At 49.7% G+C, this 22208-nt stretch carries 25 protein-coding genes; 5 read left to right on the top strand and 20 right to left on the bottom strand.

The annotated features are described in order from the left end of the window. The 16 genes from D9738_RS09360 to D9738_RS09440 form a co-directional block, all read right to left on the bottom strand. Nucleotides 1-1403, bottom strand: a 1403-nt coding sequence (locus tag D9738_RS09360; RefSeq protein WP_130260064.1) for an autotransporter outer membrane beta-barrel domain-containing protein, incomplete at its 3' end; no start/stop codon positions are given. A gap of 623 nt (nucleotides 1404-2026) precedes the next feature. Continuing rightward, nucleotides 2027-3565 carry a multidrug efflux MFS transporter permease subunit EmrB gene (gene emrB / locus D9738_RS09365; protein ID WP_130217219.1) on the bottom strand — a complete coding sequence of 513 codons (1539 nt, stop codon included), beginning with the start codon at nucleotides 3563-3565 and terminating at the stop codon, nucleotides 2027-2029. Between the two features lie 16 nt (nucleotides 3566-3581). Beyond that, on the bottom strand, nucleotides 3582-4754 hold the full coding sequence (gene emrA / locus D9738_RS09370; RefSeq protein ID WP_001295175.1) for a multidrug efflux MFS transporter periplasmic adaptor subunit EmrA: 1173 nt from the start codon (nucleotides 4752-4754) through the stop codon (nucleotides 3582-3584). Between the two features lie 126 nt (nucleotides 4755-4880). Next, entirely contained in the window at nucleotides 4881-5411 is a 531-nt protein-coding gene (emrR, locus tag D9738_RS09375) for a multidrug efflux transporter EmrAB transcriptional repressor EmrR (RefSeq protein ID WP_000378441.1), read from the bottom strand. A 90-nt stretch (nucleotides 5412-5501) separates the two neighbouring features. Then, the gene (ygaH, locus tag D9738_RS09380) at nucleotides 5502-5837 is read right to left on the bottom strand and encodes an L-valine transporter subunit YgaH (protein ID WP_130210894.1); all 336 of its coding nucleotides are present in this window, start codon (nucleotides 5835-5837) and stop codon (nucleotides 5502-5504) included. Continuing rightward, nucleotides 5827-6564, bottom strand: a complete 738-nt coding sequence (ygaZ, locus tag D9738_RS09385; protein WP_130210896.1) for an L-valine exporter subunit YgaZ — start codon at nucleotides 6562-6564, stop codon at nucleotides 5827-5829. Before ygaZ ends, ygaH begins: the two co-directional genes overlap by 11 nt. A gap of 123 nt (nucleotides 6565-6687) precedes the next feature. Continuing rightward, nucleotides 6688-7872, bottom strand: coding sequence for an MFS transporter (locus D9738_RS09390; RefSeq protein WP_130260065.1), 1185 nt, complete (start codon nucleotides 7870-7872; stop codon nucleotides 6688-6690). 148 nt (nucleotides 7873-8020) lie between these two features. Continuing rightward, nucleotides 8021-8239, bottom strand: coding sequence for a hypothetical protein (locus tag D9738_RS24735; RefSeq protein WP_165383328.1), 219 nt, complete (start codon nucleotides 8237-8239; stop codon nucleotides 8021-8023). A gap of 75 nt (nucleotides 8240-8314) precedes the next feature. After that, nucleotides 8315-9307, bottom strand: coding sequence for a glycine betaine/L-proline ABC transporter substrate-binding protein ProX (gene proX, locus D9738_RS09395; protein ID WP_069913916.1), 993 nt, complete (start codon nucleotides 9305-9307; stop codon nucleotides 8315-8317). Nucleotides 9308-9363: 56 nt separating this feature from the next. Continuing rightward, nucleotides 9364-10428: a glycine betaine/L-proline ABC transporter permease ProW gene (proW, locus tag D9738_RS09400; RefSeq protein WP_130208067.1), complete on the bottom strand. Its 1065-nt coding sequence runs from the start codon at nucleotides 10426-10428 to the stop codon at nucleotides 9364-9366. After that, a complete protein-coding gene (gene proV / locus D9738_RS09405) occupies nucleotides 10421-11623 on the bottom strand; it encodes a glycine betaine/L-proline ABC transporter ATP-binding protein ProV (protein ID WP_130260066.1) in 1203 nt (400 codons plus the stop codon). Before proV ends, proW begins: the two co-directional genes overlap by 8 nt. Before the next feature lie 481 nt (nucleotides 11624-12104). Then, nucleotides 12105-13064, bottom strand: a complete 960-nt coding sequence (nrdF, locus tag D9738_RS09415) for a class 1b ribonucleoside-diphosphate reductase subunit beta (protein WP_130260067.1) — start codon at nucleotides 13062-13064, stop codon at nucleotides 12105-12107. A 138-nt stretch (nucleotides 13065-13202) separates the two neighbouring features. Further along, nucleotides 13203-15347, bottom strand: a complete 2145-nt coding sequence (gene nrdE / locus D9738_RS09420; protein ID WP_130260068.1) for a class 1b ribonucleoside-diphosphate reductase subunit alpha — start codon at nucleotides 15345-15347, stop codon at nucleotides 13203-13205. Then, a complete protein-coding gene (nrdI, locus tag D9738_RS09425) occupies nucleotides 15320-15730 on the bottom strand; it encodes a class Ib ribonucleoside-diphosphate reductase assembly flavoprotein NrdI (RefSeq protein WP_000080944.1) in 411 nt (136 codons plus the stop codon). The genes nrdE and nrdI overlap by 28 nt, the downstream gene beginning before the upstream one ends. Continuing rightward, nucleotides 15727-15972, bottom strand: coding sequence for a glutaredoxin-like protein NrdH (gene nrdH, locus D9738_RS09430; protein WP_130260069.1), 246 nt, complete (start codon nucleotides 15970-15972; stop codon nucleotides 15727-15729). Before nrdH ends, nrdI begins: the two co-directional genes overlap by 4 nt. Before the next feature lie 208 nt (nucleotides 15973-16180). Then, entirely contained in the window at nucleotides 16181-16612 is a 432-nt protein-coding gene (locus D9738_RS09440; RefSeq protein ID WP_130208077.1) for a carboxymuconolactone decarboxylase family protein, read from the bottom strand. 87 nt (nucleotides 16613-16699) lie between these two features. Between D9738_RS09440 and D9738_RS09445 the strand changes: the two genes are divergently transcribed. Continuing rightward, a complete protein-coding gene (locus D9738_RS09445; protein WP_130260071.1) occupies nucleotides 16700-18034 on the top strand; it encodes a PLP-dependent aminotransferase family protein in 1335 nt (444 codons plus the stop codon). A gap of 55 nt (nucleotides 18035-18089) precedes the next feature. On the opposite strand, the gene D9738_RS09450 is transcribed toward D9738_RS09445, so the two are convergent. Continuing rightward, nucleotides 18090-18419 carry a DUF883 domain-containing protein gene (locus D9738_RS09450; RefSeq protein ID WP_130260072.1) on the bottom strand — a complete coding sequence of 110 codons (330 nt, stop codon included), beginning with the start codon at nucleotides 18417-18419 and terminating at the stop codon, nucleotides 18090-18092. 151 nt (nucleotides 18420-18570) lie between these two features. Between D9738_RS09450 and D9738_RS09455 the strand changes: the two genes are divergently transcribed. Further along, the gene (locus D9738_RS09455) at nucleotides 18571-18915 is read left to right on the top strand and encodes a DUF2002 family protein (RefSeq protein WP_130208081.1); all 345 of its coding nucleotides are present in this window, start codon (nucleotides 18571-18573) and stop codon (nucleotides 18913-18915) included. A 37-nt stretch (nucleotides 18916-18952) separates the two neighbouring features. Here the strand turns inward: D9738_RS09455 and alaE are convergent, their stop codons facing one another. Continuing rightward, complete coding sequence (gene alaE / locus D9738_RS09460; protein WP_130208083.1) at nucleotides 18953-19402, bottom strand: L-alanine exporter AlaE; 450 nt, start codon at nucleotides 19400-19402, stop codon at nucleotides 18953-18955. 662 nt (nucleotides 19403-20064) lie between these two features. Here alaE and stpA point away from each other — a divergent pair. Beyond that, nucleotides 20065-20466 (top strand): DNA-binding protein StpA, encoded by a 402-nt coding sequence (gene stpA / locus D9738_RS09465; protein ID WP_064529914.1) that lies wholly within the window; start codon nucleotides 20065-20067, stop codon nucleotides 20464-20466. Nucleotides 20467-20512: 46 nt separating this feature from the next. Here the strand turns inward: stpA and D9738_RS09470 are convergent, their stop codons facing one another. Together D9738_RS09470 and D9738_RS09475 are read right to left on the bottom strand one after the other, a co-directional pair. Continuing rightward, nucleotides 20513-21037: a rhodanese family protein gene (locus tag D9738_RS09470; RefSeq protein WP_130260073.1), complete on the bottom strand. Its 525-nt coding sequence runs from the start codon at nucleotides 21035-21037 to the stop codon at nucleotides 20513-20515. 9 nt (nucleotides 21038-21046) lie between these two features. Continuing rightward, complete coding sequence (locus tag D9738_RS09475) at nucleotides 21047-21346, bottom strand: metalloregulator ArsR/SmtB family transcription factor (protein ID WP_130208087.1); 300 nt, start codon at nucleotides 21344-21346, stop codon at nucleotides 21047-21049. Nucleotides 21347-21519: 173 nt separating this feature from the next. On the opposite strand from D9738_RS09475, the gene D9738_RS09480 reads away from it, so the two are divergent. Further along, on the top strand, nucleotides 21520-21678 hold the full coding sequence (locus D9738_RS09480; protein WP_000508177.1) for a YqaE/Pmp3 family membrane protein: 159 nt from the start codon (nucleotides 21520-21522) through the stop codon (nucleotides 21676-21678). Nucleotides 21679-21760: 82 nt separating this feature from the next. After that, nucleotides 21761-22207 (top strand): potassium binding protein Kbp, encoded by a 447-nt coding sequence (kbp, locus tag D9738_RS09485; protein WP_130260074.1) that lies wholly within the window; start codon nucleotides 21761-21763, stop codon nucleotides 22205-22207. Nucleotide 22208: the final 1 nt, after the last annotated feature.

A 22208-nucleotide genomic window follows, 5' to 3' on the forward strand; every position in this document is an offset into this window, starting at 1 on the left:
TCAACCTCGACAATTTTTATTCCTTCCAGAGTATCCGCGCCCAGACCGCCCGCATTGTTGACCATGACGCGGGTACTACCGGAAGTATCCCCTTTTACGATGAGTTTATCAGTCGCGGAATTATCATCGCCGAGTTCGGTACGCATAACTAACAAACCATTATTAGCAGTGTAATTGCCATTAATGGTGAGTGTGGCAGGCGTGAATTTGTCGCCATTTTTTGAGGAAGACAGTGTTGCTGTACCCGCCAAATCCAGTGTATTTAAGGTTTGTGAAAAACCGTCTAAATCGATATTCCCTTCACTGTCGACAACATAATCGGAGTTTGGGCTGAAGGTATCGTTGATACCGGCGCGCAAGGTGCCTTTATTAATATTTGTTTGGCCAGAGTAGGTATTTGCGCCAGTCAACGTCGTGACTCCGGAACCTTCCTGGTTAACTTCGCCTTTGCCAACTATATCTGCAGCCAGGATAAAATCTTCGCTGGAGTGGTTAAAATTAATTTGGGCAGTACTATTCCCGACATTGCTTCCCATATGGATAATCGGCGTCTTGATGATCCCCGCTTTCTGTTCTGCTTCTCCCTGCGCTCCACCAATGTTTAGAATACCGGTGCTGGTTTCTGCTATCCCAAGCCAGATAAATTGATTAGCACTGACCGTGGCATTATTACTAACGGTAAGTATCCCCTTGGCCTCGTTCTGCAATGAACTCAATCCCCCGAGGTTGATATATTCATTCACTGTTAATGAAGAATTATCGCCATCAACCAGCGTTTCACCGTATCCAGTCCCGTGAAAATCAGCTGAACTTCCAGTAAAACCAATGAGCACATCCTTTGATGCTGTAAGACGACCGCCATGCGTGATTTCGAGTTTACCTGTTCCCTGATCGCCGACCATCACATACGTTGCAGAAACGGAAGAACCCGCACCGTCAATAATGACTTTCCCTTGTGCCTGGTAATCATATTCACCGATTCTGAATTCATTTAAATCGGTGATAGTACTGCCGCTAAGCACCATTAAGGTTCCTGAACCACCATTGATACCTAAATAAACATTGCGTTCATAAGACGATGCCTTATTAATCGTCAGATGAGCATTGTTTTCTAATTTCATTATCCCTGAAGTTGCATTACCGATTGTGATTTTGGAGGTGGTCAGATCACGCCCGTCTATATTTAACGTTCCTTCACTTGTTGCTCCAACATTAAGATAACGAAATTGATCCCAGGCTGATGAATTATTTTCGGATGAGGATAGCGTTACAACATCATTGTTGTTGATGGTAACATCGCTGTTGATGGTCGTGGGTGGTGTCCATGCCAGTGAAACGGGCATTGATAACACGGTCGAAATAGCTATTGCCAGCGTTGACAAGGGATGCTTTTTGATGTTCATAAAGTTCCTTCTCATCCTTATGATTTATTTTTAGATAAATAATGAACTCACAGTAACTACGTAAGAAAATTAGATTTTAATGTCTTTGAAACAGGTTGCTGTTTCTTCAAATGAAGAGTAGTGCGTGAAACCAATGTTTATAAATCAGTTTAATTTATGGTTAATTTAATATTAATTTATTTTGATGGTTTAGGTGTTGTGCTAAAAAATAAGTTGCATAGTTTTCTGTAGCAAAAATCTTTAAATATCTTAAGTGGTAAAAAATGATAAAAAGAAAAGTGAGGAAAATCATTAAGATATATGATGTAGATATTATTTTGAATTTAATAAAAATGACGAATTAATTGCGTGTTTATTGTTTGCACATCTTCTTAGAAGGGGGTAAACACCAGGATTTTTATCAAAAAAATAATATAAATGTGATTTCTGTGTATCGATAAAACGCATAAAAATATGAGATAAAACACACGATTCTTAAGAAGAATATAAATACATTGTCTATTTTTTTGATTGCAGAACTGTTTATTAAGCAACTCTCAATAATGGCATCATTTGGCGTTGATTAAACAACCGTTTACAGAATGAGCATATAAAAAAGGGAGCCGCAGCTCCCTTGAACAACCTTAGTGCGCACCGCCTCCGCCGCCACCTGCGCCAAATGGCGGTTTAGCAAACCACACCAGCCCCAGCAGGACGAGGAATATCCCGGCTGACATCCAGAAGATCTCATTGGCGGAAATAATCAGCCCCTGATTGGTGATCTGCTGAGCAATCCAGCCCGATGCCTGCTGTTGCGTCATCCCCAGACCTTCCAGTTGACTGTACATCGCCTGGGCGTTCGGGTTATACGGGTTCACCGATTCGGTCAACTGAGCATGGTGCATCGACTCGCGGTTAGTCCACATCGTCGTCGTTATGGACGTACCGATAGACCCCGCCAGCGTTCGCGTAAAGTTGGAGAGGCTCGACGCCGCCGCCAGTCGTTCCGGTGGCAGACCAGACAGCGTAATGGTGGTCAGCGGCATAAAGAAGCAGGCCACTGCGAAGCCCTGGATAAACTGCGGCCAGGCCGACGCGCCAAAATCCATACCCGGTTCAAAGGTATAGGCACGCCAGTAGAAGCAGACGGCATACATAATAAAGCTGAACGTCACCAGCCGCCGCATATCCAGTTTATGCGCAAATCGACCGATAATCGGCGACAGGATCACCGGAATAATCCCTACCGGCGCAGAGGCCAGCCCTGCCCATGTTGCCGTGTAGCCGTAGACTTCCTGCAACAACTGCGGCAGCAGAACAATAGCGCCGAAGTAGAGCATATACGCGAGGCTGATACATAAGCAGCCGATGGTGAAGTTGCGCGACTTAAACAACGACAGATCGACTATCGGGTTATCATCCGTTAGCTCCCAGACAATCAGGAAGCAGATAGCCACCACCGCCACCACGGTAAGGATGATAATTTCCTGTGATGAGAACCAGTCCAGCTCTTTACCCCGGTCGAGCATAATCTGTAGGCTGCCGATACCAATCACCAGCAGTGCCAGCCCCACGGCATCAATCCGCCGCCGTTCGGTGCGGGTTTCGCGTCCGCGCAGGGTTTGTAGTGTCATCAACACCACCGCCACGCCAATCGGCACGTTGATGAAGAATATCCAGCCCCAGTGGTAATTATCACTGATATAACCGCCGAGGATTGGGCCGCAAATTGGCGCGACAATCACCGTCATCGACCACAACGCCAGCGCGATAGAACGTTTGGCCGGTGGGTAGTTATTCAGTAACAGACTTTGCGAAAGCGGGATCAATGGCCCGGCGACAATCCCCTGAATCACGCGGAAGAAGATCAGCATATTCAGACTGCTGGAGACACCACATGCCCACGAAGCAATGGCGAAGGCGATGGTCGACCAGAGGAACAGTTTCACTTCCCCGAAGCGCTTTGCCAGCCAGCCGGTAAGAGGGATCGAGATGGCATTCGCCACCCCGAAGGAGGTGATTACCCACGTTCCCTGACTGAGTGATGAACCCAGGTTCCCGGCGATAGTGGGGATCGCCACGTTAGCAATGGTGGAGTCCAGCACCTGCATGAATGTCGCCAGCGACAGCGCAATCGTCATAATGACCAGTTGCGCGCCTTCCAGCGGTTTTTGCTGTTGCATCACACGCACCTCTGGATTAGCCAGCGTTAGCTTTTACGATGTCGTCGATCAGTTTATTGACAGGTGCCAGGCTGATTTCACGCGCGGTGCTTACCGCGACCGGTGTGGAGCGTACTTTGTTTGCCAGTACCTGGCCGTCACGGTTAGTGGTATTGACGCTCACCAGCGTGGATAAACCGATACGCAGCGGGTATTGTTCCAACTGTTTCTGGTCCAGTTCGATACGAACAGGCAGACGCTGAACGACTTTGATCCAGTTACCGGTGGCGTTTTGCGCCGGAAGCAGCGAGAACGCGCTACCCGTACCCATATCCAGACCAACCACTTTACCGGTGTATTTCACATCATCGCCGTAAATATCGGTGGTGATGGTAACCGGCTGACCGATGCGCATATTGGCAATCTGCGTCTCTTTAAAGTTAGCATCCACCCACATATTCGTGGCTGGAACGACCGCCATCAGCGGCGTGGTTGGGCTAATTTGTGCACCAGGCTGTACTGCGCGACGGGAGACATAACCAGTCATCGGGCTGACAATACGGGTACGCTCCAGCGCCAGCCAGGCATTACGCACTTCAGTGGCAGCCTGTTGCACGGCAGGCTGATCTTCAAGTTTAGTACCCAAAATCATCGCCTGATTGGCATTGTATTGTTGAATGGCGACATCCAGCTGCGCCTGGGCGCTGGTGACGGCGTCGCGGGCGTGTTGCAGCTCTTCTCGGCCAATCAGGTTGGCATTGCCCAGCGGCACGCGACGGTTGTAGTCACTCTGAGCTTTGGCGAGGGCGATTTTCTGCACCTCAATATTTGCCTGCAACTGTTTGCTGTTAATCATCAGCTGGTGGGTTTGACGTACGCTGGAAGCCAGCGCAGTTTTGGCTTTTTCAAACGCCTGGCGAGCATCCGTCGGGTCGAGAGTGACCAGCACATCGCCTTCTTTTACAAAATCGGTGTTATCGGCCCAGACTTTCGTCACACTGCCTGACACCTGAGACATAATTTGAATCTGATTTCCTGCCACGTATGCGTCATCCGTTTCTTCGAAATGACGCAGTACCAAAAACCAATAAATCCCTATCGCTACGGCAATAATAATAAAGAGCAAGGTGAGAAGGAGGAGCAGACGCTTACGTTTGCCGCTCTTCTTTACCGGTTGCTGCGGGGTTTGTGTCTCCGCATTTGCGCTCATAGTATTCTCCACGATCTTCTTAACTCATCGGCTGAGCCGACCTGCTTGCCAAAAAGGCCAGCACGTTGCGATGCTGGCCGGTCAGTTTTTCTTTTATAAGTCTGGATTTTTGAGCGAGATGACGCGTTAGCTCATCGCTTCGAGAACAGCACCGTCTTGTTCCATCTGATCGAGACGGGAGAGCAATTTGCGGGTGATTTGCTCGAGCTGATCTTTTTCTGTTGTGCTGAGCGCGGACCAGAGTTGATGCAGGCAGTTATGCTGCGGCGGTAAAACCTCGCGCAAAAACTCGTGACCTTTTTCCGTTAATTGCAGATGCAGGCAGCGGCGATCGTTATCGCTTTCACGACGTTCGATCCAGCCACGTTTTTCCAGCTCATCGGCAATACGCGTCGCATTGGTACGGGATGATCCAAGAGCACAGCTCAATTCAGAAGGCTGAATACTGTGGTTTTCCTGAGACTCCAGCGTAATCAACGCCATAAACAACGTCTCGTTAATCCCCTGAGCCTTCAGCATTTTATTGCGGTTCTCCAGCAGCTTGCTTTGCATATGCATACAAAGACGGGTCAGAAGGATCTCCTGATAAGGAAAATCTTCGTGGCGGCTGGCGCGAAATTTTAGCATTTGTTCAATGGGCGTAAACGAACTATCCATTTGGGTATGACCTCATTAATTTCAGCCGATATAGTAACGACAGTGACAAATAAAGTAAATGTATTGTTTTAGAAAAATGATTCTTGTGGTCTATAGAAACGTCATCACTTTCCACGTCAGCCCGTAGGCCAGCGCACTCAATAAAGTGGGAATAATGATGCTGCGTGTTTTATAGAAACTGGCTCCCAGTACCGCAAAACCGACCAGCGTGGGTACGAAACGGCGTGAATCGTGTATCACTTCTGGTGCGGTAGAGACAACCAGCAGAGCGCAAATCGAGGCGATGCCAATGGTGTCGAGCAAAATACCCACTGCGCCACGCTTGGTTGGGCGGGCATTGCCCACTCTCAGGCGTAGGGGTAAATAGCGGAAGCAGTAATTCGCCGCGCCAACCAGTAATCCAAGCAGCAGAACCTCATAGCTCATCAGGTGCTCCTTGCCAGAATGACTGGATTAACGCAGTGAGGCAGCCAAAGACAATGCCTGCCAGAATGGCGACGGGAATAGAAAATAGCGTTACGCCAGCAAGGGCACCAACTAACGCTGCGGTAACGCAAAGGGATTGTTTGCGCTGGAAAGAGGCGAGCAGAAAACTCATAAAGAGTGCCGGCAGCATAAAGCCTAATGCTGCTTCGACGGCTGGATAACCTTGCAGCAAACCGCTGCCCGAAAATGCCCCTATTACCGTACCAAATACCCACGATGACCATGAACTGAAGGCAATGCCGATCATCCAGTTTTCGCTCCAGCGGCGATTGTTACGTACCAGTTTTGCCGTTGCTGCGGCAAAAACTTCGTCCGTCAGGCCAAACGCCCACAGTGCGGTTTTCGATTTTTGCAGGCGTTGAACAATGCGGCTACGCAACGATGGACCATACAGTACATGGCGAACATCCATTGCCATAACGGTCAATGCGGCTACCCACAAGCTACTACCAGCTGCCAGCATTGCGGTGATGACAAACTGGCTCGCTCCTGCATAAATAATGCAGGAGAAAAAAACGCTTTCCAGGGGAGAGAATCCCAGACGGGTCGCATTCAGACCAAATGCAAAGGCCACCGGAATATAACTAATAACAATCGGTAAACTGTCTTTGCAGCCTTCCATGAAGGTCGCCGAACCAGAAGCAGGCAGTGGAGTAGGGCTTACCATAGAGTGTACGCTTAACGATTGTTAATATTATTAATAGTCTGGATGAATATCCTAACCTTATCAGACTGATGGGATTCTTAACACCCTTATAAGTGTAAAGCCACGAAAACGGTTGCTGATTGCTTAATTTGCGACTTCCTGACGATGAAAACCTCGCCACCAGACCAGTGCGTTAACCAGGGCAATCGTCGCGCCAGCCAGACAAACGCCAGCCCAACCGCCATGTTGCCAGGCTGAGGCTGAAATTAGCGAACCGGCGGCACCGCCAATAAAGTAGCTGGTCATGTAACCTGCGGTCAGGCGATTACGTGCATCAGGATGAATACGATAAATCACGGTTTGATTGGTGATATGCACGCCCTGCACGGTGAGATCCAGTATCAGAATGCCGATAATTAGCACCAGTACGGAAGCGTGGCCAAACCAGATCGCCAACCATGAAAGTAACAACAGCAGCAGACCAAACGTTGTTGTGAGATGCGATTTGCCCTTATCGGCAAAACCGCCCGCCGGGCGAGCGCCCAACGCCCCGGCAGCTCCTGCAAGTCCAAACAGACCAATTACGCCATCGCTGTAATTAAAAGGCGGCGCGGCGAGCAAAAAAGCCATTGATGTCCAGAGAATGCTGAAGTTAGCAAAGGTCAGGCAGCCCAGCAACGCGCGGGTGCGCAGGATCTTATCGCTGATAAACATGCTGAAAACGGAACCAAGCAACTGTGGGTAGTTGAGGTGGGTTTCAGATTTCATTTGTGGCAGGCCGCGCCATAACGCCAGTGCCATCAGTGCCATTAACACCGATGCGACCCAAAAGACGGTGCGCCAGCCGCCGAGATTCGCCAGCAGCCCGGCAACGGTACGCGCCAGCAAAATCCCCAGTAGCAGGCCACTCATAATGGTGCCAACCACCTTGCCGCGTTTGTCCGGTGAAGCCAGCGTCGCCGCCAGTGGAACCAGAATTTGAGCTACGACCGAGAATAAACCCGTTAATGCTGTACCGAGGATCATCATCGCCAGCGACTGACTGCTGGCAGTGATTAACATGCCACCGGCTGCCAGTAAGGTCATGGTGACAATCAGGCGGCGGCGTTCAAACATATCACCCAATGGAACAAGAAACAGCAGACCTGCGGCATAGCCCAACTGCGCGGCTGTAACAATAAAGCCTGCCGAACTGGCGGAAAGGGAAAAGTTACGCGCGATGGTGTCGAGCAATGGCTGTGCGTAATAATTGCTGGCGACCGCCAGACCAGTGGCGATCGACATTAGCACGATCAGTGCCGGGCTAAGCTCATGATTGGGTTTAGTCATTATTTTTATTCATCAGGTGATGATTAAGCTGGAAATCAATAATAGCGGATGTTGATGAATATGGGATGAAAGATAGATTGTTGAAATGTGCGGGTAATGGGGAGAGGGTATTTGAAGGTGAAATATGTCACTAAGGCAAATGTTACGTTCACTTCCAGACTATAGCTACTTTGTCACTATTTTGCTGGTGAACGTGCCAGGGTGGCTCAGTCGCCACCACCCTGGCGACCCAGGCTTTTGGCACAAAATCGCCGCTACGCGGTACATTCGACTTATTTCTTACGGCTATCGGGTACGGGCGCGAGGTAACATCCCTGTAAGACGCGCCCTCGCCGCGCATCGCCCCGGCCTTCAGAAAACGTCTCATCGATTTTCAGCCGGATTAAAACCATCGCTGCAATTGTTTTACTCACATGAGCATTATCTGCGCGGTTATCAATATTTACTTCTGCGCTGCCAGCGCCTCCTTCACCCAGCCATCGAACTGCTGCTGGTGGGCTTTGATCCAGCCATCAACGTGGCCCTGAATATCGCCTTCTGAGGCTTTGCCGTCATGCATAATGGCGTTCTGGGCGTTAATATCTGCCACTGGCAACTGCATAATGGCAAACAGTTTGGCTGCCGCCGGATTTTTCTCGGCCCAGGCTTTGTTGGCAACGATATGCATGGTGCTGACCGGGAAGCCGTAATTCGCGCCATTCGGCAGTTTGGTATCGGCATTTTTATCGCCCGGCAGTGCGGAGAACGGCACCTGCAACCAGACCACATCTTTCCCCGGCTTCAGTTCGTTACTCACCCAGTACGGCGTCCAGGTGTAGTAAAACACCGGTTTGCCCTCTTTGTAGCGACTGATGGTGTCGGCCATCATCGCCGCATAGTTCCCCTGATTATGCGTCACGGTGTTGGTCAGTTCATACGCAGCAAGCTGGTGGTTGATGGCTCCTTCGCAGCCCCAGCCAGGATTACAGCCGGTTAAATCCGCTTTGCCATCGCCGTTGGTATCGAACAGTTTAGCGATCTTCGGATCTTTCAGTTGCGCGATGTTGGTGATTTTGTACTGGTCGGCAGTTTTCTTATCGATCAGGTAACCCTGCGCCGCGCCGTTAACAAATACCCCTTCGCGATAAAATTTCTTATCGCCACCGGCAGCTTCGTACATGTTGTCATGCAGCGGCGTCCAGTTCACGGCGGTGAAGGTTGCATCGCCGGAAGCAAGCGAGGTGTAGCCAACGTTGTAATCCACTTCGCTGGGTTTATTGACGGTATAACCTAATTTCTCCAGCGCACGACTCACCAGCAGCGTCTGGAAGGTTTCTTCAGTGATGGTGCTCTGAACTGGATTAACAGTAATGCCTTTGCCCGGCAGATCGGCAGCAAAAGTTTGTGTAGAGATAAGCGTGGCAAACGCTGTCGCAAAAAGTACGCTATGTCGCATTGTTATTCCTTTTTTTGGCAGGGTGATATGCCCGGCGTCACCGGGCAAGTGCAGAGTTACTTAATGAATGGACGGGTCAGCAGACCGACAGGGCCAGTGGTGTACCAGCGACGGTTGCCGCGACTGCGTGAGTCACGCCCAACGGCCTGAGTCAGGCGATCGAGGATAATGGCGAGGATCACAATCCCGACACCGCCTACGGTGGCAAGCCCCATATCCAGACGACCGATACCGCGAAGTACCATCTGACCCAGCCCGCCGACGGCAATCATCGAGGCAATGACCACCATAGAAAGGGCCAGCATCAGCGTCTGGTTAACGCCCGCCATAATGGTCGGCATCGCCAGCGGTAACTGAACTTTGAACAGCATCTGGCGCGGGCTGGCACCGAATGAGCGCGAGGCTTCAATCAGATCCGCCGGAACCTGGTTAATCCCCAGAATAGTCAGACGGATAATCGGCGGCAGCGCAAAGATGATCGTCACCACCACGCCCGGCACGTTACCGATACCAAACAGCATGACGATTGGCACCAGATAAACAAACGCCGGCGTGGTCTGCATGGCATCAAGCAGTGGGCGAATAATTTTCGCCGCTCGCGGACTTCTTGCCAGCCAGATCCCCAACGGCAAACCGATGACGATACAGAACAGCAGGGCGGTTAACACCAGCGCCAGGGTAACCATGGCCTGCGACCAGGCACCGATTGCGCCGATGGCAATCAGCGAAACCAGCGTCGCGACGCCCATTCCGACACCGGAAATTTGCCAGGCGATGAGAGCGAATACGATAATCGCCACCGGCGCGGGCATACCCAGCAGCAGTTGCTGGAAACCGTTGAGGATATAATCGACCGGAACGCGCACGCCCTGGAAGACGGGACGGAAATGGGTAACGACCCAGTCGATCCCTTCAGTGACCCAACTGTCGAGTGGGATCAGCGTCTTATGGAACGGATCGAGAATATTAAAATGCTCGGCGTTTGGCGCAGGCGTGCTGGTCAGCCAGTCGGCGCCACCACCGTCAGTCGGTGTAGCAGCCGGTGTACCCCAGGCATCTGCGGATTGTGCGGCACTGTCCGCCGCTGGTGTGGTATCCCACGGATTATTTTGATCAGCCATTATTTACCCCCTCACGATCTAAAGCGCGCAGCAGCATTCCTTTCGAAATGATGCCGACATACTGTTGGTCCTCGTCGACCACGGGCACCGCACAGGGCGCCTGTCCGACATGAGAGAGCAACTCGCTAAGAGGCGTTTGCGCATCGACCGCTAACGGCGCATCAATCAGTGCTGCATCAAGACCTTGCTGCTGCGTTAATGCGGCCTTAAGCGAATCGATAGACACTGCGCCGACAAACTTATTACCGCGTTCGATAACGTAGCCATATTCGCGATCTTCATCCTGCAATAATTTCAGTGCCGAACGCGGGCCGAAGCCAGGGGTTTTACGAATTAAGCCATTAGGGCTGCGGCGGGCAATATCTTTCGCACTGAATACTTGACTAATATCGACGCCACGGAAGAAGGTGCGGACATAATCATTCGCTGGATTATTGAGAATTTCATCCGGTGTGCCGACCTGTACCACTTCACCATTTTGCATAATGGCAATTCGGTCGCCAATACGCATGGCTTCATCGAGATCGTGGGAAATAAAGACAATGGTACGCTGATGTTTCGCCTGTAATTTTACCAGCTCATCCTGCATCTCGGTGCGAATTAATGGATCGAGCGCCGAGAAGGCTTCGTCCATTAATAATATATCCGGATTAATCGCTAATGCGCGGGCTAATCCCACACGTTGACGCATCCCGCCAGAGAGTTCGTCCGGGTAGCTGTGGGCATAATTTTCCAGCCCGACCTGACGCAGTGCATCAATGGCTTTTTCCCGGCGTTCTTCGGCATTAATTCCGGCCAATTCCATACCGAACGCAGTATTGTCCAGCACGGTCATATGCGGCATTAAGGCAAAGGACTGGAAGACCATCGCAATCTTTTTTCTGCGCACCTCACGGAGTTCGGTGTCGGATATTTTGGCAATATCCACACCATCAATCAGCACTTGCCCGCGGGTGGGTTCAATCAGGCGATTGAGAAGGCGTACCATTGTGGATTTACCCGAGCCGGATAATCCCATGATGACAAATATCTCGCCTTCTTCAATGGCCAGACTGGCGTCTTTTACGCCAAGCGATAGCCCAGTTTTTTCCAGAATTTGTTCTTTTGAAAGTCCTTGTTCGATATATTTGAAAGCTCGCTGTGGATGCTCGCCAAATATTTTATAAAGATTTTTAATTTCTAATTTAATTGCCATGCAATAGAAAGATTCCTGTTATTTGTTTATGTCGATATATTACCCAATGGAAATAGTCACTTTTTTCTACCCTAACATACTGAGAATCTGAGGCAACCCCTGATGACAAATGTGGCATGAATATTGATACGAGCAAATTGCCGGAATTTCCCGTGATATAAGGGCTGAGAGCAAATCGAGAAAAGTTGATATTTTTTGTTATAGATAGTGAAAAAACGCCTGAATATTGTAGTTTCAGGCGAATAATGCAACAGAGAGTCAGTGTAGATCACCACAAATTATTTGCGTGATATAAAGCTATACTCTAAATAATTCGAGTTGCAGGAAGGCGACAAGCGAGTGAATCCCCATGAGCTTACATAATTAAGTGACTGGGGTGAACGAACGCAGACGCAGCACATGCAACTTGAAGTATGACGAGTATATTTGGCGGGAATTATTTCCCTGCTGCGGGTAGTGATATTTTTGAAAAATAACTCTGTCAGAAATTCCAGTCTTCATCTTCTGTTTCAACCGCTTTCCCCATCACATAAGAGGAGCCTGAACCGGAAAAGAAATCGTGATTTTCATCGGCATTCGGCGAAAGCGCGGCGAGGATTGCCGGATTCACTTCTGCCATTTCTGCGGGAAATAACGGTTCGTAGCCCAGATTCATCAACGCCTTATTGGCGTTGTAACAGAGAAACGCTTTCACATCGTCAGCCCACGGGGTTTCGGCGTACAGCTCATCGGTGTATTGCAACTCGTTGTCGTAGAGTTCCAGCAACAAATCGAAGGCGAAATTCTTCAACTCTTCACGTTGTGCCTGGGAGATCTTTTCCAGGCTTTTCTGATATTTATAGCCGATGTAGTAACCGTGGACCGCTTCATCACGGATAATCAGACGGATCAGGTCTGCGGTATTGGTCAGCTTTCCGCGACTGGAAAAATACATCGGCAGCCAGAAGCCAGAATAGAACAAAAATGATTCAAGAAAGACACTGGCGATTTTCTTTTTCAGCGGATTATCGCCTCGATAATGTTGCTGAATAATCTGCGCTTTTCGCTGCAACGGTGCGTTTTCTTCACTCCAGGCGTAGGCGGCATCGACATCTTTGGTCTGGCACAACGTCGAGAAAATCGAACTGTAAGAGCGGGCATGAACCGCTTCCATAAAGCTGATATTCGATAATACCGCCTCTTCATGAGGCGTGAGCGCATCGGGCATCAGCGAAGGCGCGCCGATAACATTTTGCAGCGTGTCGAGCAGTGTCAGGCCAGTAAAAACGCGCATCGTCAGTTGTTGTTCTACGACACTTAATGTCTGCCATGCAGGAATATCGTTCGATAGTGGCACCTTTTCCGGGAGCCAGAAATTGCTGGTCAGGCGATTCCACACCTCCAGATCTTTATCGTCAGATATCTTGTTCCAGTTGATGGCGCTGATACGTGAGAGTTTCATAGATATTCCTTAAAGCCGGACTCATCAGACTCCGATTTTTGGCAATGTGCGCTTTGTTCCTGCCGGATGCGGCGTGAACGCCTTATCCGACCTACAAAATCATGCAAATTCAATATATTGCAATTATCTTTCAGTCTCTTAGAGCGAGCAGGAGACGCAGCCTTCAATTTCAGTGCCTTCCAGCGCCATCTGACGCAGGCGGATGTAATAGAGCGTTTTTATCCCTTTTCGCCAGGCGTAAATCTGCGCTTTGTTGATATCGCGAGTGGTGGCGGTATCGGGGAAAAACAGCGTCAGCGACAGCCCCTGATCGACATGGCGAGTCGCTTCGGCGTAGGTGTCGATGATCTTTTCTGCGCCAATTTCGTAAGCATCCTGATATAGCGCCAGATTTTCGTTAGTCATAAACGGGGCAGGGTAGTAAACGCGTCCTGTTTTGCCCTCTTTGCGTATCTCTACTTTCGCCACAATCGGATGAATACTCGACGTGGCATGGTTGATGTAAGAGATGGAACCGGTTGGCGGCACCGCCTGGAGATTCTGGTTGTATATGCCATAGCGCATCACGTCGTCGCGCAGCTGCGCCCACATCTCACGGGTAGGTAACGTAATACCGCTACGGGCAAACAGTTCGCCAACTTTCGCCGTTTTCGGCTGCCAGTTACCTTGCAGATATTGGCTAAAATATTCACCACTGGCATAGCGTGACTGTTTGAACCCGGCGAAGGTTTCACCGCGTTCGCGCGCCAGCAACATCGAGGTACGCAGTACGTGCCAGGTGATGGTATAGAAATAGAGATTGGTGAAATCCAGTGCTTCCGGTGAACCATAAGCGATGCCTTCGCGCGCCAGATAACCGTGTAAATTCATCTGCCCCAGGCCGATGGCGTGTGAGGCGGCATTTCCGGCTTCGATGGACGGCACGCTGCGGATATGACTCATATCTGACACCGCTGTTAAACCGCGTACGGCAGTCGCTACCGTGCGGGCAAAGTCGGGGGAATCCATGGTGTGGGCAATATTCAACGAACCTAAATTGCAGGAAATATCATGGCCTGTGCGGGCATAGTCGAGATTCTCGTTATACTCTGAGGCGCTGTTAACCTGCAAAATCTCTGAGCAGAGATTACTCATATTTATGCGCCCGGCGATAGGGTTAGCACGGTTTACCGTGTCTTCATACATGATGTAGGGATAGCCGGACTCAAACTGAATTTCTGCCAGTCGCTGGAAGAAATCACGGGCGTTGATGTATTTTTTGCAGATGCGTTCATCGGCAATCAGTTCGTCATAGTGTTGGCTGATGGCGATATCAGCAAACGGCTTGCCATAAACTCGCTCAACGTCATAAGGCGAAAACAGTGCCATCTGCGCATTCTCTTTTGCCAGATGGAAAGTGATATCCGGGATCACCACGCCCAGGGACAGCGTTTTAATGCGGATTTTTTCGTCGGCATTTTCCCGTTTTGTATCGAGAAAACGCAGAATATCGGGATGATGGGCATGTAAATAGACTGCGCCAGCACCCTGACGCGCGCCGAGCTGGTTGGCATAGGAAAATGCGTCTTCCAGCATTTTCATCACCGGAATTACGCCAGAAGATTGATTTTCAATACGTTTAATTGGCGCGCCCGCTTCCCGCAGATTCGACAGCAAAAATGCCACGCCGCCGCCGCGTTTCGACAGTTGCAGTGCGGAATTTACCGCCCGGCCAATCGACTCCATATTGTCTTCAATACGCAGCAGAAAACAGGAAACCAGTTCGCCGCGCTGCTGTTTACCGCAGTTGAGGAATGTTGGCGTGGCAGGCTGAAAGCGTCCTGACAGCATCTCATCAGTCAGTTGCGTTGCCAGTGTTTCATCGCCTTGTGCCAGCGTCAGCGCCACCATCGTGACTCGATCGGCAAAATCTTCCAGATAACGTTTACCGTCGAATGTCTTCAACGTATAGCTGGTGTAAAACTTCCATGCCCCGAGGAATGTCTGGAAACGAAAACCGCTGGCGTGCGCGTGGGCAAACAGCGTAATGACAAAGTCGCGAGAGTAGCGGTTAAGGACGCTTTCATCATAGTAACCTTCGTTGACCAGCCAGTTCAGGCGCTGCTGCTGGCTACTGAAGGTCACACTGTTCGGGCGCACATGCGTCGTCATAAAGACGTCAACGGCCTGGCGATCTTTATCGAACTGAATGCGACCTGCGCTATCGTAAAGGTTAAGCATCGCATTCAGCGCGTGGTAATCCATCGTTTCCTGCGTCAGGCGTTCTGCGGTTGTCGTTGCCAAAATTCGGTTACTCCTTTACGAACGTTTTCGATATCGCTTTGCGTACCCATGAGTTCAAAGCGGTATAGCCACGGCACGCCGCATTTTTGAGCAATCACATCTCCGGCGCGGCCATACGCCTCACCAAAGTTGCGATTACCCGAAGCAATCACGCCGCGAAGCAACGCCCGGTTGTGCTCGTCGTTTAAAAAGCGAATTACCTGTCGTGGTACCGCGCCAGCCGTACCGCCGCCGCCGTAAGAGGGCACGATCAGGATGTAAGGCTCGTCTACCTGAATCCGTTCCCGCTCATTGAGCGGGATGCGCACCGCGGGCAGCCCTAAACGTTCGATAAAACGCTGCGTATTTTCGGAGCTGCTGGAGAAGTAGACGAGCTGGCTCATGCACTGGCCGCGTGTGGCGCTGGATGCAGACGGTTGATCATGTCCGGGCGGAAGCCAGACCAGCTAAGATCGCCAGCAATTACCACCGGTAACTGGCGAAAGCCCTGAGCACGCAATGTTTCTGCTGCTTCAGGGACGTGATTGACATTAATCATTTCAAAGTCAAAGCCCCGGTTTTCCATCGCCCGTTTGGTGGCGTGGCACTGAACGCAATCGTTACGAGTGTAAATAGTAATGCGCATGATTCGTATTTCCGTTTAAAATGAAGATACGGCGCGATGATACGCGTCGGGTTGTCTCTCTGTTGATACAGAGATACTAGATGTAGTTGGAAAAAGATTCAACCATACAAGATATGGGAATTTTAGATTGATTACGCCACCGCTGAATGGCTCAACGGGGTAGGGGATTTTGTGTTTTTTGGCCGGGCGAATACCCGGCATCAAGAAGTTACATGCGCATGGAAACGGCCAGACGGTTAAAACAATTCATCAGCCCGATGGCAAACGTTAAGTCGCTGATCTCTGCTGCACTGAAATATTCAAGCAAAGGCTGATAAACCTCGTCTTCCGCATGGGTTCGGGCAATATCGGTCACCGATTCCGCCCATGCCAGCGCCGCCCGCTCGCGATCGTCAAAATGATGGCTTACGCGCCAGCCTGCCAGGGCGTCCAGTTTGTGCTGCGGCACACCGGATTTGCGTAATGCTTTGCTGTGCATCTCCAGACAAAATGCGCAGCCATTGATTTGCGAGACGCGCAAATAAATTAACTCCATCAGCGTGGTATCCAGCGCGCTATTTTCCAGTGCCGTTTTGGCCTGCACCAGTGCGTTATACACTGCCGGGCTAAGTTCGTAGTAAGGCTGACGTAATGTAGTCATACAGTTTCTCCTCTTATTAACGCCCGCAATGTAGCACTATAATGGACTGCTAAAGAGAGCCATAAATTACGTAAAAAAGCAGACCATATGCCACGTTATCAGGATATCGCCCGTCAGTTAAAAACGGCTATTGAGCAAGGGGAACTGAAACCTGGTGCAAGGCTACCTTCGAGTCGTACCTGGTCGCAGGAACTGGGTGTGTCTCGATCCACTGTCGAAAATGCGTATGCTGAGTTGGTGGCGCAAGGATGGCTGGTCAGGCGGGGACAGGCTGGCACATTTGTCAGTGAGCAGATACATCCGCAACAATCTGCTGTGGATGCCGTGGCTTTTGCTGGTGAAAGTCAGCAGCCACTGCCATTTCAATTGGGATTACCCGCACTCGATCTCTTTCCGCGAGAGCAGTGGGCGCGGGTGATGGGGCGTCGCCTTCGTACCCAGACGCGTTTTGATTTGGCATTAGGCGATGTCTGCGGTGAGGCGGCGTTGCGCGAGGCAATAGTTGATTACTTACGCGTTTCACGCGGGATTGATTGTCAGCCAGAGCAGGTCTTTATCACTCATGGTTATGCGGCCTCAATGGCTTTAATTCTGCACGCGCTGGCGAAACCGGGAAACGGGATGTGGATGGAAGATCCCGGCTTTCCACTGATTCGCTCGATTGTCACTCGCCACGGTGTGGAAATTTTACCGGTGCCGGTTGATGACAACGGGCTGGATGTCACAAGCGGAATACAAAATTATCCTGATGCGCGTTTTGCTCTGATTACTCCGGCACACCAGAGCCCGCTGGGTGTGGCGCTCTCCTTAGCGCGCAGGCACCAGATGCTGGAATGGGCAGAGCGTAGCCAGGCATGGATTATTGAAGATGATTACGACAGTGAGTTTCGCTATCACGGTAAGCCGTTACCGGCACTAAAAAGTCTCGACGCACCGCAGCGGGTGATTTATGCCGGAACATTCAGCAAATCGCTATTTCCTGCACTGCGCTGTGCATGGCTGGTGGTGCCGGTGGAGCAGATTACGCAATTCCGGCAACAGGCGTCACTGGAGCCATGTGCGGTACCCGTACTGTGGCAGAACACACTGGCAGATTTCATTCGTGAGGGGCATTTCTGGCGGCATCTGAAGAAAATGCGTCAGCACTATGCTCAACGTCGGCAGTGGATTGAGCAGGCGTTGACGCAGCAGGGATTTCAGGTTGTGCCGCAAAAAGGTGGTATCCAGATGGTTATCAGCATGGTGGGCGACGATATTGTCCATGCTCGTAAAGCCAATGCTGCTGGCCTTGCGGTGCAGGCACTTAGCGACTGGCGTATCCGCTCAAATGGGGAAGGAGGATTGCTGCTCTCGTTTACCAATATCGTTAGCGAAAGTATGGCGCAGCAGGTGGCACAACAATTACGCAGTGCCTTAAGTTAAAAACCCCGAAGTCAGGCTTCGGGGCCAGGGACGTGTATTTATTATCATTGTTTCACTACGATTTACGCATGCTTAACAACGCGCCGATAAAAATACCTACCGCAGCAGCTGTTCCCACACTACACCAGGGTCTTTCACGAACAAAAGAGTCTGCGTAGCCAACAGCATCGCGCGCGGCTTGCTGGACGCGAGTTCGACCATGCATCCGCGCCCTGGTTTCTTTCAGTAAAGCCTGAGCTTTACTGCGTGCGGCTTCGGCTTCCCCTTTGGCGTCGCTGCCCCAGGACTTCAATACAGATTCCAGGCTGTCAGCTAATTGATTGACATCATTCTGAATATCCTGCACGCCATCATCGACGTCGTTACGGTTCGGTCTGTTAAACATATGATCTCCCATCAGGATTCAATGTAATTTTCAGTGTAGACCATAATTTTCTTAACAGAGATTCATCGTGGCTTTATGGACTTTTCTGAAAGCGTTGTGAATGCTCAATCAGGTAAGGTAGGGCCGCGGTAGATAATAACGAGGATAGAATATGTATTTACGACCAGACGAGGTGGCGCGCGTACTTGAGAAAGTCGGTTTTACCGTCGATGTGGTAACCCAGAAAGCTTATGGTTATCGCCGCGGGGAAAATTATGTCTATGTTAATCGCGAAGCGCGAATGGGACGTACCGCACTGGTAATTCATCCCACGTTAAAAGAACGTAGTTCGACACTGGCAGAACCGGCTTCCGATATTAAAACTTGCGATCATTACCAGCGGTTCCCGCTCTATTTAGCGGGTGAGCGTCACGAGCATTACGGCATTCCACACGGTTTCAGCTCGCGTGTTGCGCTTGAACGTTATTTACATGGATTGTTTGGCGAAGCCAATTAAAGACGCGACTGGCATTGCCAGTCGCGACAAAGAAGGATCAGGCTTTTACCTGCTGGTAATTGCTGACTTTGAACAGGCGGCGGCAGTAATCAAGGAAGTAGCCATAGACCGCACCCATCAACATCGAAACGACGATGTTTGAACTGACCGCTGCCATAATCTGGTGCCAACCCGCGCCCACGACGAGTAAGATTGCCATATATACCGGTGACTGGAACGTCACATAAGCCAGAATATCCGCAAGATTTTTTACCCAGCCCGACGAGCCAACTTTGCGTGCCATTCGCATAAATAGATCGCGGTACATACCGTATGGCCATGCAATTAAGATGTTCACCGGAATCGCTACCAGTCTGGAATAAAGGGACTGTTCGAAGCTCATTCCGGAGAGAAATACTTCGATAAACATGTTCACGACAGAACAGTAAACAACCATCGCGAACGTATCTGCTACTGCATGACGCAAGCGTGACTGCGGTGAGAACATGCCCATGCTCCTTAATAAACGCGAAATCGGATGAATGTGAATGCAGTGGTTTAAATTACCGTTTGCACTTTCGCATAGCGTATATCGCTGGCTATGACTTATCAATTAGTGAAAAATTTTTATTTCCTTGGTTTTTGTAGATAAAATATTCCGTAGTGGCGCATTTTTTGTACATTCTGGGTTTTTTTATGTCTTAAAATATAATGTTATTTTAAATCATTATGTTATGACGTAGTTCAGATGTTTTTTGGCAGAGTGATCAAGGTGTGTTTACGCAGCAAAGCGTAGAGAATTCGGCTTAGGAGCGCGCCTGGCCTCATTCAGCATCTTTTATGTTGTAAAGCCTGTAATGGCAGCACAAAGTTTCAGGTTTGAATAACTAATATGTATTCTTTTTATATGCATATTTATGCTGGTTGCGTGTTCCATTATCGGCCGGGGGGTTGTATCGTACGCCGGAACACTCGCCAGTCACTGTAATAAGTAAGTTAAATGGCTGCTATATAATTTGCATATAAGCATTAATGTGTCAGCAAATAACGCACGAAATAATATCCCTTCGCGATTGTAAATATATTAAATTTTGTGGAAATATAATAAGTGATCGCTTACACTACGCGGCGAAATACTTTTTGTTTTGGCGTTAAAAGGTTTTCTTTATTATGTCTGTAATGTTACAAAGCTTAAATAACATCCGCACCCTTCGTGCAATGGCTCGCGAATTCTCCATTGACGTTCTTGAAGAAATGCTCGAAAAATTCAGGGTTGTCACTAAAGAAAGACGTGAAGAAGAAGAACAGCAGCAGCGTGAACTGGCAGAACGCCAGGAAAAAATTAGCACCTGGCTGGAGCTGATGAAAGCTGACGGTATTAACCCGGAAGAGTTATTAGCTAACGGCACAGCTGCACCGCGTGCAGGTAAAAAGCGTGAACCGCGTCCAGCAAAATATAAATTCACCGACTTCAATGGTGAAACCAAAACCTGGACCGGTCAGGGCCGTACGCCGAAGCCAATTGCTCAGGCGCTGGCAGAAGGTAAATCTCTCGACGATTTCCTGATCTAATCCCTGGCGCCGGATGCCGCCTCTATGGCGCATCCGGCGTTGCTTCTCAAGTTCGCTGATTCCACGGCATCTTATCTAATAGCCTTGCCATCCCGCAAAAACCACTGATTCCTGCAAACATTAATCCTGCGCCGACAAATCCACTTAATAAGAAGAAGCTGCTATTAATGGCATAACCCAGTACGACGCCGATTAATATTAAGCCGCCAGCGGCGATCTGTACCTGACGCATTAATGGCAACGGTTGAGATTTATTTTCTGCTACCGGCAATCCCGCTTTTTTCCAGCCATCGATCCCATCTTCCAGTAAAAAGACCTCTGCGGGGGCGGCAATCGCTGCTAATTTATCGGCGTTATTGCTGGTGCGTTTACCTGCCTGGCAGTGGAATATAATTTGTTCGCTACGCAATTTATCCGGAAGACCAGACTGTTCTATCACGGATAATGGTGCCAGACAGGCTGCTGGAATATGTTCACGAAGATATTCGTCGGCATCACGAATATCGATTAACTTTGCACCACGCGCGATTAATTCTTGCGCGTCATGCGGTGAAATTGTTATCAAAGCCATCGTCACTCCTTACGGACAATAGATATTTTTCAGGGTGGCGATAATGGCATTTACCGCCTCATTTTTAATGGAATAAAGAATGCGTTGGGCGTCCCGCTGGCTGTCAATAAGCCCCTCGTCACGCATGCGAGCCAGATGCTGTGACGTGGCGGAGGCGCTAAGTCCGGTAATGCGAGCCAGTTCTCCGGCGCTGGTGCCGGGTGAACCGCAAAGCATGCACAGAATCAACAACCGTTTGGGGTGACTCATTGCTTTCAGTAAGGCCGCAGCCTGTTCGGCGCTGGCTTGTAGTTGGGCGAGTTCAGTCATATTTATTTAAGTATTTTCTAAATTAAGTGAATTCTAAACTAAAAATGCAACGTATACCAGCGTAAATGAGGGTAAACGCGTAGGCTGAAACTGGCTGGTTCCGCTAAAATTATTACGCTTAAGAGATAAAATCTCTTTTTAAACAATGGTTAATTTTCTTATAGGGAGTAAATATGGGTTTCTGGAGAATCGTCATCACCATCATTTTGCCGCCGCTCGGCGTGCTGCTTGGCAAAGGATTTGGCTGGGCGTTCATCATTAATATCTTGTTGACGCTGCTTGGGTATATCCCTGGTTTAATTCACGCTTTCTGGGTGCAAACCCGCGATTAACTCTGTGCTTACTCCGCGGCGTTAGTGCGCCGCGTTCCTCTGCTACACTTTCTGAGTGTTTCCGTTAACGAACGAGGTAACTATGGGTCTGTTCAATTTTGCGAAAGATGCCGGAGAAAAGCTCTGGGATACAGTTACTGGTCAGCATGATAAAGACGATCAGGCGAAGAAGGTGCAGGAGCATCTGAACAAAACCGGCATTCCAGATGCCGATAAAGTAAATATCCAAATTACCGATGGCAAAGCGACGGTGACTGGTGATGGTTTGAGCCAGGAAGCGAAGGAAAAAATTCTTGTTGCGGTGGGGAATATTTCTGGTATCGCCAGCGTAGACGATCAGGTAAAAACTGCGACACCAGCCACTGCCAGCCAGTTTTATACCGTCAAGTCTGGCGACACTCTTAGCGCCATTTCCAAACAGGTCTACGGCAACGCCAATCTGTACAATAAAATCTTCGAAGCGAATAAACCGATGCTGAAAAGCCCGGATAAAATTTATCCGGGACAAGTGTTGCGTATTCCAGAGTAAT

The organism is Escherichia sp. E10V5 (genome assembly GCF_004212315.1).
GTDB lineage: Bacteria > Pseudomonadota > Gammaproteobacteria > Enterobacterales > Enterobacteriaceae > Escherichia.

Excerpts from the sequence above, each read along its gene's own strand:
- D9738_RS09480 (WP_000508177.1), top strand. The coding sequence starts at position 21,520 with ATGGGTTTCTGGAGAATCGTCATCACCATCATTTTGCCGCCGCTCGGC.
- proX (WP_069913916.1), bottom strand. The coding sequence starts at position 9,307 with ATGCGACATAGCGTACTTTTTGCGACAGCGTTTGCCACGCTTATCTCT.
- emrR (WP_000378441.1), bottom strand. The coding sequence starts at position 5,411 with ATGGATAGTTCGTTTACGCCCATTGAACAAATGCTAAAATTTCGCGCC.
- D9738_RS09390 (WP_130260065.1), bottom strand. The coding sequence starts at position 7,872 with ATGACTAAACCCAATCATGAGCTTAGCCCGGCACTGATCGTGCTAATG.
- D9738_RS09475 (WP_130208087.1), bottom strand. The coding sequence starts at position 21,346 with ATGACTGAACTCGCCCAACTACAAGCCAGCGCCGAACAGGCTGCGGCC.
- alaE (WP_130208083.1), bottom strand. The coding sequence starts at position 19,402 with ATGTTCTCACCGCAGTCACGCTTGCGTCATGCAGTAGCAGATACGTTC.
- kbp (WP_130260074.1), top strand. The coding sequence starts at position 21,761 with ATGGGTCTGTTCAATTTTGCGAAAGATGCCGGAGAAAAGCTCTGGGAT.
- proV (WP_130260066.1), bottom strand. The coding sequence starts at position 11,623 with ATGGCAATTAAATTAGAAATTAAAAATCTTTATAAAATATTTGGCGAG.
- D9738_RS24735 (WP_165383328.1), bottom strand. The coding sequence starts at position 8,239 with ATGAGACGTTTTCTGAAGGCCGGGGCGATGCGCGGCGAGGGCGCGTCT.
- D9738_RS09455 (WP_130208081.1), top strand. The coding sequence starts at position 18,571 with ATGTATTTACGACCAGACGAGGTGGCGCGCGTACTTGAGAAAGTCGGT.
- ygaZ (WP_130210896.1), bottom strand. The coding sequence starts at position 6,564 with ATGGTAAGCCCTACTCCACTGCCTGCTTCTGGTTCGGCGACCTTCATG.
- nrdF (WP_130260067.1), bottom strand. The coding sequence starts at position 13,064 with ATGAAACTCTCACGTATCAGCGCCATCAACTGGAACAAGATATCTGAC.
- D9738_RS09440 (WP_130208077.1), bottom strand. The coding sequence starts at position 16,612 with ATGACTACATTACGTCAGCCTTACTACGAACTTAGCCCGGCAGTGTAT.
- stpA (WP_064529914.1), top strand. The coding sequence starts at position 20,065 with ATGTCTGTAATGTTACAAAGCTTAAATAACATCCGCACCCTTCGTGCA.
- nrdI (WP_000080944.1), bottom strand. The coding sequence starts at position 15,730 with ATGAGCCAGCTCGTCTACTTCTCCAGCAGCTCCGAAAATACGCAGCGT.
- D9738_RS09450 (WP_130260072.1), bottom strand. The coding sequence starts at position 18,419 with ATGTTTAACAGACCGAACCGTAACGACGTCGATGATGGCGTGCAGGAT.
- D9738_RS09470 (WP_130260073.1), bottom strand. The coding sequence starts at position 21,037 with ATGGCTTTGATAACAATTTCACCGCATGACGCGCAAGAATTAATCGCG.
- ygaH (WP_130210894.1), bottom strand. The coding sequence starts at position 5,837 with ATGAGCTATGAGGTTCTGCTGCTTGGATTACTGGTTGGCGCGGCGAAT.
- D9738_RS09445 (WP_130260071.1), top strand. The coding sequence starts at position 16,700 with ATGCCACGTTATCAGGATATCGCCCGTCAGTTAAAAACGGCTATTGAG.
- emrA (WP_001295175.1), bottom strand. The coding sequence starts at position 4,754 with ATGAGCGCAAATGCGGAGACACAAACCCCGCAGCAACCGGTAAAGAAG.
- emrB (WP_130217219.1), bottom strand. The coding sequence starts at position 3,565 with ATGCAACAGCAAAAACCGCTGGAAGGCGCGCAACTGGTCATTATGACG.
- proW (WP_130208067.1), bottom strand. The coding sequence starts at position 10,428 with ATGGCTGATCAAAATAATCCGTGGGATACCACACCAGCGGCGGACAGT.
- nrdH (WP_130260069.1), bottom strand. The coding sequence starts at position 15,972 with ATGCGCATTACTATTTACACTCGTAACGATTGCGTTCAGTGCCACGCC.